At 45.2% G+C, this 14564-nt stretch carries 13 protein-coding genes and 2 tRNA genes; all 15 read left to right on the forward strand.

All coding sequences use genetic code 11. From position 1 onward, the window contains the following. Positions 1 to 30: 30 nt before the first annotated feature. The 15 genes from folP (at position 31) to ACMXYO_RS02035 (ending at position 13899) form a co-directional block, all read left to right on the forward strand. Positions 31 to 882: a dihydropteroate synthase gene (gene folP / locus ACMXYO_RS01965; RefSeq protein WP_415886773.1), complete on the forward strand. Its 852-nt coding sequence runs from the start codon at positions 31 to 33 to the stop codon at positions 880 to 882. A gap of 16 nt (positions 883 to 898) precedes the next feature. Then, the gene (gene glmM, locus ACMXYO_RS01970; protein ID WP_415886774.1) at positions 899 to 2251 is read left to right on the forward strand and encodes a phosphoglucosamine mutase; all 1353 of its coding nucleotides are present in this window, start codon (positions 899 to 901) and stop codon (positions 2249 to 2251) included. Between the two features lie 38 nt (positions 2252 to 2289). Further along, a complete protein-coding gene (tpiA, locus tag ACMXYO_RS01975) occupies positions 2290 to 3042 on the forward strand; it encodes a triose-phosphate isomerase (RefSeq protein WP_415886775.1) in 753 nt (250 codons plus the stop codon). Positions 3043 to 3056: 14 nt separating this feature from the next. Continuing rightward, the gene (gene secG / locus ACMXYO_RS01980; protein WP_415886776.1) at positions 3057 to 3440 is read left to right on the forward strand and encodes a preprotein translocase subunit SecG; all 384 of its coding nucleotides are present in this window, start codon (positions 3057 to 3059) and stop codon (positions 3438 to 3440) included. A gap of 19 nt (positions 3441 to 3459) precedes the next feature. After that, positions 3460 to 3546: transfer RNA gene (locus tag ACMXYO_RS01985), tRNA-Leu, on the forward strand. A gap of 165 nt (positions 3547 to 3711) precedes the next feature. Continuing rightward, a tRNA-Met gene (locus ACMXYO_RS01990) sits at positions 3712 to 3788 on the forward strand. Positions 3789 to 3979: 191 nt separating this feature from the next. Continuing rightward, positions 3980 to 4435 (forward strand): ribosome maturation factor RimP, encoded by a 456-nt coding sequence (rimP, locus tag ACMXYO_RS01995; RefSeq protein WP_415883308.1) that lies wholly within the window; start codon positions 3980 to 3982, stop codon positions 4433 to 4435. Between the two features lie 33 nt (positions 4436 to 4468). After that, complete coding sequence (nusA, locus tag ACMXYO_RS02000) at positions 4469 to 5956, forward strand: transcription termination factor NusA (RefSeq protein WP_415886777.1); 1488 nt, start codon at positions 4469 to 4471, stop codon at positions 5954 to 5956. A 27-nt stretch (positions 5957 to 5983) separates the two neighbouring features. After that, entirely contained in the window at positions 5984 to 8521 is a 2538-nt protein-coding gene (gene infB, locus ACMXYO_RS02005; RefSeq protein ID WP_415886779.1) for a translation initiation factor IF-2, read from the forward strand. A gap of 31 nt (positions 8522 to 8552) precedes the next feature. Then, the gene (gene rbfA / locus ACMXYO_RS02010) at positions 8553 to 8954 is read left to right on the forward strand and encodes a 30S ribosome-binding factor RbfA (RefSeq protein WP_415886780.1); all 402 of its coding nucleotides are present in this window, start codon (positions 8553 to 8555) and stop codon (positions 8952 to 8954) included. Between the two features lie 2 nt (positions 8955 to 8956). After that, on the forward strand, positions 8957 to 9931 hold the full coding sequence (truB, locus tag ACMXYO_RS02015) for a tRNA pseudouridine(55) synthase TruB (protein WP_415886782.1): 975 nt from the start codon (positions 8957 to 8959) through the stop codon (positions 9929 to 9931). Positions 9932 to 10053: 122 nt separating this feature from the next. Further along, positions 10054 to 10323 (forward strand): 30S ribosomal protein S15, encoded by a 270-nt coding sequence (gene rpsO / locus ACMXYO_RS02020; RefSeq protein WP_415883313.1) that lies wholly within the window; start codon positions 10054 to 10056, stop codon positions 10321 to 10323. Positions 10324 to 10520: 197 nt separating this feature from the next. After that, positions 10521 to 12626 (forward strand): polyribonucleotide nucleotidyltransferase, encoded by a 2106-nt coding sequence (pnp, locus tag ACMXYO_RS02025; protein ID WP_415886784.1) that lies wholly within the window; start codon positions 10521 to 10523, stop codon positions 12624 to 12626. 231 nt (positions 12627 to 12857) lie between these two features. After that, on the forward strand, positions 12858 to 13355 hold the full coding sequence (msrA, locus tag ACMXYO_RS02030) for a peptide-methionine (S)-S-oxide reductase MsrA (protein WP_415886786.1): 498 nt from the start codon (positions 12858 to 12860) through the stop codon (positions 13353 to 13355). A 193-nt stretch (positions 13356 to 13548) separates the two neighbouring features. Then, positions 13549 to 13899, forward strand: coding sequence for a DUF3127 domain-containing protein (locus ACMXYO_RS02035; RefSeq protein ID WP_415886787.1), 351 nt, complete (start codon positions 13549 to 13551; stop codon positions 13897 to 13899). Positions 13900 to 14564: the final 665 nt, after the last annotated feature.

A 14564-nucleotide genomic window follows, 5' to 3' on the forward strand; every position in this document is an offset into this window, starting at 1 on the left:
CATTGTATAACGTAATGAAGAACAGGATCTATGCGCCAGTTAGTCTGTGGTAATCGAACTCTAAACTTGGCTGATACCCATATTATGGGGATTTTGAATGTTACGCCCGACTCGTTCTCAGATGGCGGAACGTTGTATTCCAATCAGCAAGTAAGATTGGATAATGTCATTCGACAAGCTGAAGGGATGGTGACCGACGGTGCGACTATCTTGGATGTGGGCGGTGAATCTACCCGCCCAGGCGCTGCTGCGGTGACTCTAGACGAAGAGCTAGGTCGAGTGCTTCCAGTTGTAGAGAAAATAGCATCAGAGCTAGATGTTGTTATCTCCGTTGATACCAGTACTCCTGAAGTAATAACTGAGTCAGTTAAACTAGGTGCGGGTTTAATCAATGATGTAAGGGCTTTAGGTCGTGAAGGTGCTTTAGAAGCAGCAGCCAAAACAGATCTACCCATTTGTTTGATGCATATGCAGGGGAGTCCGGCGACAATGCAGAATTCTCCCTCGTATGATGATGTTTTAGAGGACGTTGAACATTTCTTACTGCGGCGAGTGAAAGCGTGCGAAGCGGCGGGGATTGCAAAAGATAGATTACTACTAGATCCAGGGTTCGGGTTTGGTAAGAGCGTAGAGCATAATCTACGTTTAATGAATAATTTAGATAGATTGAAGAAATATGGCCTGCCTTTATTAATAGGGACGTCAAGAAAATCGATGATAGGGGCTGTTCTCAATAGAGAAGTTGAGCAAAGACTACCGGGTAGCTTAGCCACTGTGGCGCTTGCTGTTATGCAAGGTGCAGAAATAATTCGTGTACATGACGTTGCGGAAACGGTCGATGTAGTGAAGATGACTCGTGCGGTTATGGCTGAGACGGTATGAAAAGGAATATAAGTAAATGAGTAAGCGTTATTTTGGTACTGATGGTATTCGTGGCAAGGTTGGCCAATTTCCAGTAATCCCTGATTTTGTTCTTAAGCTGGGTTGGGCAGCAGGTAAGGTATTCTCAAGAGAAGGTCACAGTAAAATACTGATTGGCAAGGACACGCGCATTTCAGGTTACATGTTTGAATCTGCCTTAGAAGCGGGCTTGTCTGCTGCTGGTGTGGATGTCTTACTCACCGGTCCGATGCCAACCCCAGCTGTTGCTTATCTGGCACGCACTTTCCGTGCTGATGCAGGTATCGTCATTAGTGCATCTCACAATGCTTACTACGATAACGGCATTAAATTCTTCTCTTCAGAAGGTACTAAGCTACCTGACGAAATTGAGCAGGCGATTGAAGCGCAGATGGATATCGCAATGACTACGGTCGATTCTGCAGAGCTAGGTAAAGCGCGTCGTATCGATGATGCTGCAGGTCGTTACATTGAGTTTTGTAAGGCTACTGCTGGTGGTATCAGCCTGAAAGGCTTAAAGATAATTTTAGACTGTGCTAATGGTGCAACCTACCACGTTGCGCCTGCTGTATTTTCGGAATTGGGTGCAGAGGTTGTTGAGATAGCATCGGCGCCAGATGGTCTAAATATTAATGAAAAATGCGGTGCTACCGCTACGCAGCGTTTGCAAACGGTCGTCACGGCAGAAAAAGCAGATTTAGGTATCGCTCTAGATGGTGATGGTGATCGCGTGATTATGGTTGATCACCTTGGTGAGGAAGTTGATGGCGACGAGCTTCTATACATGATTGCTGCGCAAATGCGCCGTGAAGAATCGTTCCATGGTGGGGTTGTTGGGACGTTAATGACTAACTTTGGCCTAGAGCAAGCTTATGCGCGTGAAGGTATTCCATTTGTTCGTGCCAATGTTGGTGATCGTTATGTAATGGAACAGTTGTACAAGCATGATTGGTTGCTTGGTGGTGAAAGCTCAGGCCATATCGTTTGTCGCCATTTAACCACTACAGGTGATGGTACGGTTGCAGCATTGCAAGTACTTAAGGCAATCGTTGAAACCGGCGAGACATTGAACACTCTGCGTCACGGTATGACAAAATTACCGCAGAAAATGATCAATGTACGTATGACGCAAAAGCATAATATTGCAGAGGTTGAAGAGATTAGTGTTGCCGTTGCTAAAACAGAAGCACAATTAGGTGATCGAGGCCGTGTTTTACTTCGCCCTTCGGGTACGGAGCCAGTGGTTCGCGTTATGATAGAGGGTGAAAACGAAGAAGAAGTTAACAGCTTGTGTCAGCAGTTGGCGGATGAGGTTGAAAAAGCACTGCTTGCGCTTGAAAGTTCAGAGTAAGCCAGTTAATATTTGCGCCTCTTTAAATGGGGGTATAAATGCGTACAGCCTTAGTAGCCGGTAACTGGAAAATGAATGGTAATACAGCATCTATCAATGCGTTGATGGAAGGTCTGAATGCTGAGCTTAAATCCAATGCTGTTGATGTGCTGGTTTGTCCGCCGTCTATATACCTATCTCAAGTTCAAGCATTGACTGCTGATTCTGTTATTGCATTGGGTGCACAGAATGTAAGCGAGCAAAATAACGGTGCTTTTACGGGTGAGATTTCTTTAGAGATGTTGCAAGATTTAAGCTGCGAATACGTTATTCTTGGTCATTCCGAGCGTCGTAGTTTGTATGCTGAGTCAGACGAGTTGGTTGCTGATAAATTTAAAGCAACAGTTGCTGCTGGCTTGAAACCAATCCTATGTGTTGGTGAAACGCTTGAAGAGCGTGAAGAAGGTAATACACTTGCGGTTGTTGAACGACAGATAAAAGCTGTTGTAGATGCTGCAGGGATCGAACAATTTGCAGATGCTGTAATCGCTTATGAGCCTGTATGGGCAATAGGTACAGGTAAAACTGCAACGCCGGAACAGGCGCAAGAAGTACATGCGGCTATTCGTAATATGATTGCTGAATGTGATGCTGAACTAGCTGGCAAAATGCGTATCTTGTATGGTGGCAGTGTTAATGCTGCAAACGCAGCTGAATTGTTCGCGAATGAAGATGTTGATGGGGGGCTTGTTGGTGGAGCATCCCTTAAAGCAAACGACTTTATTGCCATCTGCCAAGCGGCAGGTGCATAACTAACGGTTCTGAGATGGAAACAGTAGTTTTAATTATTCATGTATTGTTGGCAGCCGCTGTAATTGGCTTAATTTTGCTGCAGCAAGGCAAGGGTGCTGAAGCTGGCGCTTCTTTTGGTGCAGGTGCTTCGCAGACTGTTTTTGGTAGTACCGGTAGCGGTAACTTCCTTTCTCGCGTAACAGGTATCGTTGCTGCGGGCATTTTTGTTACAAGCTTTGTTTTAGCTGTATACGCTAAAGAGAAAGCTGATTCTGTTGGTGATGCAGGTATTCCTTCTGCTGAGCTTATTGAAAGCAAAGCAGCTGAGTCTGTTGTTGCTGAAGAGCAAGCGCTACCTGTTTTTGATGAATCTAAGCCCAAAGCGCCTGTAGATTCTGATATTCCTCAAAATAACTAACAGTTTCTAAAAGTTTGTTGCCCAAGTGGTGGAATTGGTAGACACGCTATCTTGAGGGGGTAGTGGCCGTCAGGCCGTGCCGGTTCAAGTCCGGCCTTGGGCACCATATTTCTTGATTAAGAGCCTCAGTACATATACAATTTGCACCAGTTTTTGGATAAGTGAATTGTTTATTCAGTAAGTCTCTTATTCTTTGAAGTCAAAAAGCTAAATTTCGGTTAGCTATCCAGACTTCAGATCCTCAGAAATGTTGGATCATTTAGGTTTTTGATGCGGGGTGGAGCAGCTTGGTAGCTCGTCGGGCTCATAACCCGAAGGTCGTTGGTTCAAATCCAGCCCCCGCTACCAACCTTATTTTTACGTAAGGCCCCTTTTAAGGGGCTTTTTCGTAGGTAAAATGCAGGGCCTTTAATGTAAGGGTTTGCATATCGGGAATGGGTCATTAGACCCATTTTTTGTTTTTGAAATTTACGATATTGAATCTAACTTATTGTTTTATAAGTGTTTGATATCTTAGTGTTAGAACAGGTGGGTTATTCGTGTCAGCGAAAATGAAACTATTACAAGAGTTGATTGAACCTTCAGTTACAGCGCTGGGGTTTGAACTCTGGGGTATTGAGTTTCTCTCACAGGGAAAACACAGCACCCTACGGGTGTATATCGATTCTGATAACGGCATTAACGTAGATGATTGCGCTAAAGTCAGCCATCAGGTCAGCGGAATTATGGATGTAGAAGATCCGATTGCAGGTAACTACACCCTTGAGGTGTCCTCTCCAGGTATGGATCGTCCTCTATTTACACTTGAGCAGTTTGAAGCCTATGCAGGATCTGTTATTCAGGTTCGCTTACGAATTGCGTTTGAAGGCCGCCGTAAATTTAAGGGTGTGCTGAATGGTGTTGAAGGCGACGACATTCTGGTAGTGGTCGACAATGAAGAATATATGCTGCCGATTGAGTACATCGATCGTGCAAACATTATCCCTCAGTTCTAAACGTGGATTAGAGGTCTTAGGCGAGGCAGAAGCATGAATAAAGAGATTCTGTTGGTTGCGGAAGCAGTTTCTAACGAGAAAGATGTTCCGAAAGAAGTAATTTTCGAAGCGATTGAAGTTGCACTAGCAACGGCAACTAAGAAGCGTTACGACGAAGAAGCGGATATTCGCGTAGTTATTGATCGAGCTACAGGCGATTACGAAACTTTCCGCCGCTGGTTGGTTGTGAGCAACGAAGAAGTACCTGCACTAGGTACTGAACTGACGATGGAAGAAGCTGAAGAGATTGATGCTTCTCTGGAGCCAGGTAGCGTGCATGAAGAGCAGGTTGAATCTGTTAAGTTTGGTCGTATTGCGGCACAAACAGCTAAACAGGTTATCGTTCAGAAAGTTCGCGAAGCAGAGCGTGCGAAAGTTGTTGAATTGTACCGTGATCGTCAAGGTGAATTGATCTCGGGCAGTGTTAAAAAAGTAACGCGCGATAACATTATTGTAGATCTAGGTAACAATGCTGAAGCATTGCTACCTCGCGATCAGCTAATCCAGCGTGAAGCATTCCGAATGGGTGATCGTGTACGTGCTGTTCTTCTTGAAGTTCGCTCTGAAGGCCGTGGCCCTCAGTTGATCTTGAGCCGTTCTTGCAACGAAATGTTGATTGAACTGTTCCGTATCGAAGTGCCAGAGATCTCTGAAGAAGTGATTGAAATTCGTGCGGCGTCTCGTGATCCAGGTTCGCGTGCGAAGATTGCTGTTAAAACTAATGATGGTCGTATCGACCCTGTAGGTGCATGTGTTGGTATGCGTGGTTCACGTGTTCAGGCGGTATCTAACGAATTGGGCGGTGAGCGCGTTGATATCGTGCTTTGGGACGACAATCCTGCGCAGTTGGTTATTAACGCAATGGCGCCTGCAGATGTTGCATCTATCGTAATGGATGAAGAAACTCACTCGATGGATGTGGCAGTTGCTGAAGAAAACTTAGCGATGGCGATTGGTCGTAGTGGCCAGAACGTACGTTTGGCTTCCGAGCTTACTGGCTGGGAACTAAACGTAATGACTGAAGAAGATGCACAAGAGAAGCATCAATCTGAAGTTGGTTCTGTGATCGATACATTCATCAACCACCTAGATGTTGATGAAGATGTTGCTGAAGTGTTGGTAGAAGAAGGTTTCACCACACTAGAAGAAGTTGCTTACGTTCCTGTTGATGAAATGTTAGAGATCGATGGTTTCGATGAAGCTATCGTAGAGGAACTACGTAAGCGTGCGAAAGATGCACTTCTAAACCTTGCTATCGCAAGTGAGGAAAAACTAGATAGTGCAGAACCAGCAGCAGACCTGTTGGAGATGGACGGTATGGACAAGCATCTAGCTTACCTACTGGCCGCGCAAGGTGTGATTACTATGGAAGATCTAGCGGAACAGTCTATTGATGACCTGCTAGATATTGAAGGCCTAGATGAAGAGCGAGCTGCAGCGTTAATCATGACTGCTCGTGCACCATGGTTTGCTGAAGAGTAAAGATTAACGGAATAGGAGCCTCCTAACATGGCAGAAGTAACAGTTAAGCAGCTTGCCGAAATGGTTGGTGTTTCCGTTGAGCGTTTGTTAGAGCAAATGCAGGAAGCTGGCATTTCAGGTAAAAACGAAACCGCGGAAGTTTCTGAAACTGAGCGTCAATCATTGCTAAATCACCTTAAGCGTAGTCATGGTGAAGATGCAGATGATGCTGAGCCTAAGAAAATTACACTGAAGCGTAAAACTACATCGACTCTAAAAGTATCCGGTGCTTCAGGTAAGAAGAAGACTGTGAACGTTGAAGTGCGTAAGAAACGTACTTATGTAAAACGTTCAGAAGTTGAAGGTGCTGATGGCGATGCTGATCAGCAGGCAGAAGCACAGAAGGCTGAAGAGTTACGCTTAGAAGAAGAGCGTAAACAGCAGGAAGCAGAAGCTCAAGCAGCACGCGAAGCTGAGGAAAAAGCAGCTAAAGAGCGTGAAGCTGAAGAACAGCAGAAGCGCGAGCAAGAAGCTAAAGCTACAGAGCAGAAGAAACAAGAAGCTGAAGCTGCTGAAAAAGTTAAGCAGAAGAAAGAAGAAGAGGCTAAGCGCCGTAAAGCTGAAACAGAACAGCGCTTCAAGGCTCAAGAACAAGCTAAGAAAAACGATTCTGGCAACGATCGTCGTGGCAAAGGCAAGAAAAAAGGCAATGACACGCGCGGTCAGCAGGATCGTCGTGGCGGCAAGATCAGCCGTAACCGTGGTAAGAACGGCAAGCCGCTTTCTAACAAGCCAAACGAGCATGGATTCAAAGAGCCAACTACTCAGCAGGTAATCGAAGTTTCTATTCCTGAGAGTATTACGGTTGCAGATCTTGCGAAGAAGATGAACGTTAAGGCTGCTGAAGTGATCAAAGTGATGTTTGGCATGGGCGCTATGGCGACTATCAACCAAGTTATCGATCAGGATACAGCAACACTTGTTGTAGAAGAGATGGGTCACACACCTAAGCCAATGCAGGAAAACGCTGTAGAAGAAGCGTTGATGGAGAGCATTCAGGCGCAACAGGGTGATTCAGAAGGCCGTGCACCGGTTGTAACTGTAATGGGGCACGTAGACCACGGTAAAACGTCTCTACTAGATTACATTCGTTCTTCGCGTGTAGCTTCTGGCGAGTCTGGTGGTATTACCCAGCATATCGGTGCCTACCACGTAGATACTGATAACGGCATGGTTACATTCCTAGATACTCCGGGACACGCAGCGTTTACCGCAATGCGTGCACGCGGTGCTTCTGTAACAGATATCGTAATCCTAGTCGTTGCAGCAGACGATGGCGTAATGCCTCAGACTGAAGAAGCTGTTCAGCACGCGAAAGCGGCTGGTGTGCCTCTTGTTGTTGCTGTGAACAAGATCGATAAAGAACAAGCTGATCCAGATCGTGTTAAAAACGAATTGGCAGCACTGGACGTTATCCCTGAAGAATGGGGTGGTGAGAACCAGTTCGTAAACGTTTCTGCGAAAACAGGTCAAGGCATCGATGATTTGCTAGATGCGGTACTACTGCAATCTGAAATCCTAGAGCTTGAAGCTGTGCCTAACGCACCAGCACAGGGTGTGGTTGTTGAATCTCGCCTAGATAAAGGTCGTGGTCCAGTTGCTACAGTACTTGTACAGAACGGTACGTTACGTAAAGGCGATATCGTCCTTGCGGGTCTTCACTATGGCCGTGTACGTGCGATGCTGGATGAGAACGGTAAGCCGATCGATTCCGCTGGTCCTGCGATCCCTGTAGAAATCCAAGGTCTGGATGGTACGCCTAACGCGGGTGACGAATTCACGATGGTATCTAACGAGAAGAAAGCGCGTGAAGTTGCTCTATTCCGTCAGGGTAAATACCGTGATGTTAAGCTTGCTCGTCAGCAGAAATCTAAGCTTGAAAACCTATTTGCTAACATGCAAGCAGGTGATGTTAAGCAGTTCAATATCGTACTGAAGACAGACGTACGTGGTTCTTTGGAAGCTCTAACGCACGCATTGGAAGATCTATCTACTGATGAAGTTAAGGTGAACATTGTATCTGGTGGCGTAGGTGGTATCGCTGAAACTGATGCTAACCTTGCGGTAACTGCAGATGCGTTGATGGTCGGCTTTAACGTTCGTGCTGACGCTCAAGCGCGTCAGGTACTAGAACGCGAAGGTATTGAACTACGTTACTACAGCGTAATCTACGACATCATCGATGACGTTAAACAGGCGATGGGCGGTCTGCTATCTCCTGAGTACCGTGAAGAGATCGTGGGTATTGCTGAAGTACGTGACGTATTTAAAGCGCCTAAGATTGGTGCGGTTGCCGGCTGCATGGTTACAGAAGGTACTGTCTTCCGTAATAAACGAATCCGTGTCCTACGTGAAAACGTTGTTATCTATGAAGGCGAGCTAGAATCTCTACGTCGCTTTAAAGATAACGTCAACGAAGTACGTCAGGGTATGGAATGTGGTATCGGCGTTAAGAACTACAACGATGTTAAAGTCGGCGACCAGATTGAGGTTTACGACACAGTTGAAATTCAGCGCACGCTGTAATATTGCAAATACAAGGTAATAAATAACCTTTATGGCACGCGATTATAGTCGTACATCTAGGATTGCTGACCAGCTCCAACGTGAGCTGGCTCAGCTGATCCAGTTTGAGGTAAAAGATCCACGCTTAGGTATGGTTACTGTTAGCCATGTCAAAGTGAGTAAGGATCTAGGTTTTGCTGATGTCTACATCACTGTTTTACCGCTTAATGGTAAAGATGAAGCAGAAGCAATTATTGATTCACTTAAAGTACTGAACAATGCTGCAGGTTTCCTTCGTGGAGAACTGTGTCGTAACGTTCAGCTACGTGTTATGCCGCAACTGCGTTTCCATTTCGATGAAACGATCGAGCGTGGTAGACATCTACATCATCTGATTGAGGCGGCTATCCGTCAGGAAAATCAGAGCGCTTCTAAAGACGCTGACGAGGAATAATCGTGGGTCGTCGTAGAAAATCCCGAGGCCGGGCGGTCGACGGTGTATTCTTGTTGAATAAACCGTCCGGTATCTCTTCTAATTCCGCTCTACAGCAAGTTCGACGCATTTATGATGCAGCCAAAGCAGGTCATACGGGTGCATTGGATCCACTTGCCACCGGTATGTTACCCATCTGTTTAGGTGAGGCGACTAAGTTCTCGCAACACCTGCTCGATTCTGATAAACGTTATGTCACGACAGCTAAGCTTGGTATTCGAACGGATTCTAGTGATGCCGATGGTGCTGTAGTCGAAGAAAAGCCTGTTCCGACCGATCTGACTGAAGACAAGATCGATGGTATTTTGCAGTCAGAGTTTAGCGGTGAAATAGAACAAGTTCCTTCGATGTTTTCAGCGCTGAAACACCAAGGACAGCCCCTTTATAAGCTGGCTCGAAAGGGTATTCAGGTCGAAGTTAAACCGCGTAAAGTGACGATCCATGAGATAAAATTAACCGCTTTGCGTGATGATGAAATTGATCTAGAAGTCTTTTGTTCGAAAGGAACGTATATCCGTTCGATTGTAGAAGATCTAGGCCATATTCTGGGTTGTGGTGCGCATGTCAAAATGCTCCATAGACTGGATGTGGGTGCATTCACGGCTGACCGAATGATGAGTTTGGATGAGCTAAGTGAGTTAGTGCCCGAAAACAGTGCTGAAGAAGAGCAAAAAGGCATACAAATCGAGCTGGATAAGCTATTATTGCCAGCCTGGGCTGCTGTAGATGATCTACCGGCAGTTCGATTAGATGATCAGCAAACCAGTTTGATTATGCATGGCCAATCAGTCCCTAATGCCGATTATGCAGAAGGTAGCTTGATTCGCTTGTTTGGTACATCACTGGATAGCGATGCAGAGCGTTTCTTGGGCGTTGCCGAAGTAGTCGAGCAGCAGCTAAAACCTAAGCGTCTTATCTGCACTGAAGCTGATCAATAAAGATTTTATTTGGTTCTCGTAAGAGGGCCGATGTGGCGTTGTACTGAAAATATGCTCGGTGCATCGTTTCTTTTCAATCCGGCGATCTTAAGATCGTGTGCATATTTTTTAGGAGTAAGAAAATGGCATTAACTGCTGAGAAAAAAGCGGCAATCGTTGCAGATTTCGCTCGCGCTGAAGGCGACACTGGTTCCCCAGAAGTTCAGGTAGCTCTACTATCTGCTAACATCGAAGGTCTACAAGGTCACTTCAAAGCGAACAAACACGACCACCACTCTCGCCGTGGTCTGATCCGCATGGTAAACCAGCGTCGTAAGCTGCTGGACTACCTAAAAGGTAAAGATGCTGATCGTTACCTTGAGCTGATCAAGCGTCTAGGTCTGCGTCGCTAAGTTAGTGTAAATTCTCTGGGGCCATACAATGTATGGCCCCGGTTTTATCTGGGGTAAGAAAAGGTAACTATTTCATCCCGCCCGTACTCAAATAAGTTTTTAGATCTACCCAAAGAGCTTATTTGAGTACTGGCAAGACAGAAGGCATGAAAGTTATCTGCAAACTGCCCCGCCAAATTATTTAAAGGAAAATTATTGTGTTCCAAGTAGCTACTAAAACATTCCAGTTTGGTGGTCAGGAAGTAACTATCGAAACTGGCCGCGTTGCGCGTCAGGCGACAGGTTCTGTCCTGGTTAAAATGGGTGGTAACGAAGTACTTTGTACTGTTGTTGGCGCTAAAGAAGCAAAAGAAGGTCAGGGTTTCTTCCCTCTTTCTGTTCACTACCAAGAGAAATACTACGCTGTAGGCCGTATCCCTGGTGGTTTCTTCAAGCGTGAAGCACGTCCATCTGAAAAAGAGACACTTACTTCTCGCCTTATCGACCGTCCAATTCGTCCACTGTTCCCGAAAGGTTACATGAACGAAGTTCAGGTTGTTTGTACTGTAATGTCTGCAGATAAAGTAAATGATCCAGATATCGCAGCGATGATCGGTACTTCTGCAGCACTAGCGATCTCTGGTATCCCATTCCAAGGTCCAATCGGTGCAGCACGTGTTGGCTTCACTGAAGAAGATGGTTACATCTTAAACCCATCTTATGAGCAGCTTGAAACATCTGAGCTGGACATGGTTGTTGCTGGTACATCTGACGCTGTACTAATGGTTGAATCTGAAGCGCAAGAGCTTTCAGAAGACGAAATGCTTGGTGCGGTTCTATTCGCTCATCAAGAGATGCAAGCAGTTGTTAACGCTGTTAACGAACTTAAAACTGAAGCAGGTAAAGAAGCTTGGGTTTGGACTGCACCTGAAAAAGATCAAGATCTAATCGCTAAAGTACGTGCTGAAGTAGGCGAAGGCATTACAGCTGCTTACCAAGTTGCTGATAAAATGCAGCGTCAGAATGCACTGGCTCAACTTCGCGCTCAAGCGGTTGAAAAGCTAGCGGGCGAAGAAGAAGGTCAGCCTTCTGCTGGTGATGTATCTGGCATCGTTAGCTCCCTAGAGAAAGAGATCGTTCGTGGCCGTATCGTTGCAGGTGAGCCTCGTATCGATGGCCGTGATAACAAGACTGTTCGTGGTATCGATGTTCAGATCGACGTACTACAAGGTACTCACGGTTCTGCGCTATTCACTCGTGGTGAAACTCAGTCTATCGCGACTTGTACACTAGGTACTGCACGTGATCAGCAGATCATCGATGCGATCGAAGGTGAGCGTAAAGATCCATTCATGTTGCACTACAACTTCCCTCCATACTCTGTAGGTGAATGTGGTCGTATGATGGGTGCTGGTCGTCGTGAAATTGGTCACGGTCGTCTAGCGCGTCGTGGTGTTGCTGCAGTTCTTCCAACTCAAGAAGAGTTCCCATACACAATCCGCATCGTATCTGAGATCACTGAATCTAACGGTTCTAGCTCCATGGCTTCTGTATGTGGCGCGTCTCTATCTATGATGGATGCAGGTGTTCCTCTTAAAGCACCAGTTGCGGGTATCGCAATGGGTCTTGTTAAAGAAGAGAACGGCTTTGCTGTCCTAACTGATATCTTGGGTGATGAAGATCACCTAGGCGACATGGACTTTAAAGTTGCGGGTACTGAAACAGGTATCACTGCACTTCAGATGGACATCAAGATCACTGGTATCACTGAAGAGATCATGGACATTGCGCTTGAGCAGGCATACGAAGCACGTGTTCACATCTTGAAAGAGATGGCTAAGGTTATCGGTTACGCTCGTCCAGAGCTTCCAGATAACGCTCCAGCATTGACTCAGTTGAAGATCAACCCAGAGAAGATCCGTGACGTAATCGGTAAAGGTGGTGCTACTATCCGTGCTCTTACTGAAGAGACTGGTGCATCTATCGACATCGAAGACGATGGTACAGTTCGCGTATACGCTGCAGACAAAGCAGCTGCTAAAGCGGCTACGGATAAGATCATCGAAATCACTGCAGAAGCAGAGATCGGTCAGGTTTACGAAGGTAAGGTTGTACGTATCGAAGACTTCGGTGCATTCGTTAACATCCTGCCGGGTAAAGATGGTCTAGTTCACATTTCTCAGATCGACAACAAGCGTGTTGAGAAAGTAACTGACTACATCCAGATGGATCAGATGGTTAAGGTTAAAGTTCTGGACGTAGACCAGCGTGGCCGTATCAAGCTATCTATGAAAGATCTACTTGCTGATGATGCAGTAAGCTAAGTTTCTTTTAGCAGCCAGTGGTGAAAATGCTTCGCTACTAGTGGCTAAAGACCAAAAAACCGCCGATTTTTCGGCGGTTTTTTATGTGTGGTATAAACCTTAATCGGTTAATGACCGTACAAGTTTAGGATTCTTGTTGATCGAAGTTCAGTAGCTGTGGGAACTTTCTGGCAAGTGTTGTAACAAAGAAATACTGGTCTATTGCTAGCTTTTAAGTTGGAGGATGCCTGAATGAGTGAACAACGAGCAATACTTGCTGGTGGATGCTTCTGGGGTATGCAGGATCTAATTCGTAAATTACCGGGCGTTATAGCGACTCGTGTGGGCTACACCGGTGGTGATGTGCTTAATGCTACTTACCGCAATCATGGTGCTCATGCTGAGGGTATTGAGATCTTATTTAATTCAGAATTGATTTCGTACCGAACCTTATTGGAGTTTTTCTTCCAGATTCATGACCCTACTACGCCTAATCGACAGGGCAATGATCGCGGTACCTCCTACCGCTCTGCGATCTACTTTTTAGATGAAGAGCAAAAACAAACTGCGCTAGATACAATCGCTGATGTTGAAGCCAGCGGGTTGTGGCCAGGTAAAGTGGTGACGGAAGTCGAAGCTGCAGGCGATTTTTGGGTAGCCGAACCTGAGCATCAGGATTATCTTGAGCGCTATCCAGGTGGATATACCTGCCACTTTCCGCGTCCTGACTGGGTGTTGCCTAACCGCTAAGTATTTCAGTTACTAGTGGCTAGAGCGCTATCGCTGATAGGTTCTAGAAGGCTTTATTAGACAGCAGATTGAATTAAAACTTCGCTAATGAGGTGTATGCTTACGCGGCTTTAAACTCTAACGAAGACTTCTTTTTTCGATTTTGATTTAATAAGCTCAATTTTGAAATTTTAGATACCTTTGGAATGCATTCATGAGCTACGAGCTAACTGGCAAAATTAAACTGATCCAAGATCCGCAAACGTTCAATAGTGGCTTTACGAAGAGAGAAATGGTCGTGACAGTTGATGACGGTAAATACCCTCAAGAGATCAATCTAGAGTTTGTGCAAGATAAGGTTAGTTTGCTTGAATCATTGCAGATTGGACAGGAAGTTACAGTAAGCTTTGACATTCGTGGTCGAGAGTATAACGGTCGTTATTACAACAACCTTGTTGGCTGGAAGATTCAGTCAGCGTTATCTTCGGAAGCCTCTGAGCAAGAGTACTTTAGCTCCAATGCGGCACCTCAGCCTGCTGACTGTGATGACGATATCCCGTTCTAAATGACATAAAGAAATTATTGTTAAATAATTATTGATGGATTTGTTTAACTGATTGGTTTTAGGGGCTGTAAATAACAAATATAGCCCTATGAGTGTGTAAACATTTAAATCAGGTAGGGTTTTAAGTAAATTTGATCTAAATGAAGGAGCTTTTGATTTGTTGGCTTGTCTGAAGAGATATTTCAAATCCTCATTATTGAAGCATATTAATTGATACATAGATGTAGTTAAAAGGGAAATTCGTCTTATTTCCCTAAATGCATCCCTAATTCAAGCTGGCTTTGGCGCCCCAATTTTTAGACTTTTCAGTGCCAAGTAGCGATACCAACCAAATTGTACAATCAACACTCTTGGGCATAGTAATGTCAACAGGAGTAACGATCATATGCTTGATCTTTAATTATGTGACTGCGTTCACCTGCAAGAATAGTTCACCAGAGAAAACTTAGAATAGCGTTACAAAAAGTCCTCAGGGTACTTCCGAAAAATTCTTAGATTGTGTAGGCTATGCACAGAATGTATGTACAAAAAGACAAGAGAGAACGAGATTTTTGTACATAGAATGCATTAGTTCTGCTTCAAAGTGACTCAGTTTCTTGAAAAGAAAAGGTTACAAGTTTGATTGATTGTGACAAAACCGTAAATCAATCAAAAGAAAGAGGTAA

Origin of the sequence: Neptuniibacter sp. QD37_6, from assembly GCF_047778085.1 — a bacterium.
Classification (GTDB): domain Bacteria; phylum Pseudomonadota; class Gammaproteobacteria; order Pseudomonadales; family Balneatricaceae; genus Neptuniibacter.

Coding starts and splice junctions, on each gene's coding strand:
- folP (WP_415886773.1), top strand. CDS start 31: ATGCGCCAGTTAGTCTGTGGTAATCGAACTCTAAACTTGGCTGATACC.
- glmM (WP_415886774.1), top strand. CDS start 899: ATGAGTAAGCGTTATTTTGGTACTGATGGTATTCGTGGCAAGGTTGGC.
- tpiA (WP_415886775.1), top strand. CDS start 2,290: ATGCGTACAGCCTTAGTAGCCGGTAACTGGAAAATGAATGGTAATACA.
- secG (WP_415886776.1), top strand. CDS start 3,057: ATGGAAACAGTAGTTTTAATTATTCATGTATTGTTGGCAGCCGCTGTA.
- nusA (WP_415886777.1), top strand. CDS start 4,469: ATGAATAAAGAGATTCTGTTGGTTGCGGAAGCAGTTTCTAACGAGAAA.
- infB (WP_415886779.1), top strand. CDS start 5,984: ATGGCAGAAGTAACAGTTAAGCAGCTTGCCGAAATGGTTGGTGTTTCC.
- rbfA (WP_415886780.1), top strand. CDS start 8,553: ATGGCACGCGATTATAGTCGTACATCTAGGATTGCTGACCAGCTCCAA.
- rpsO (WP_415883313.1), top strand. CDS start 10,054: ATGGCATTAACTGCTGAGAAAAAAGCGGCAATCGTTGCAGATTTCGCT.
- msrA (WP_415886786.1), top strand. CDS start 12,858: ATGAGTGAACAACGAGCAATACTTGCTGGTGGATGCTTCTGGGGTATG.
- ACMXYO_RS02035 (WP_415886787.1), top strand. CDS start 13,549: ATGAGCTACGAGCTAACTGGCAAAATTAAACTGATCCAAGATCCGCAA.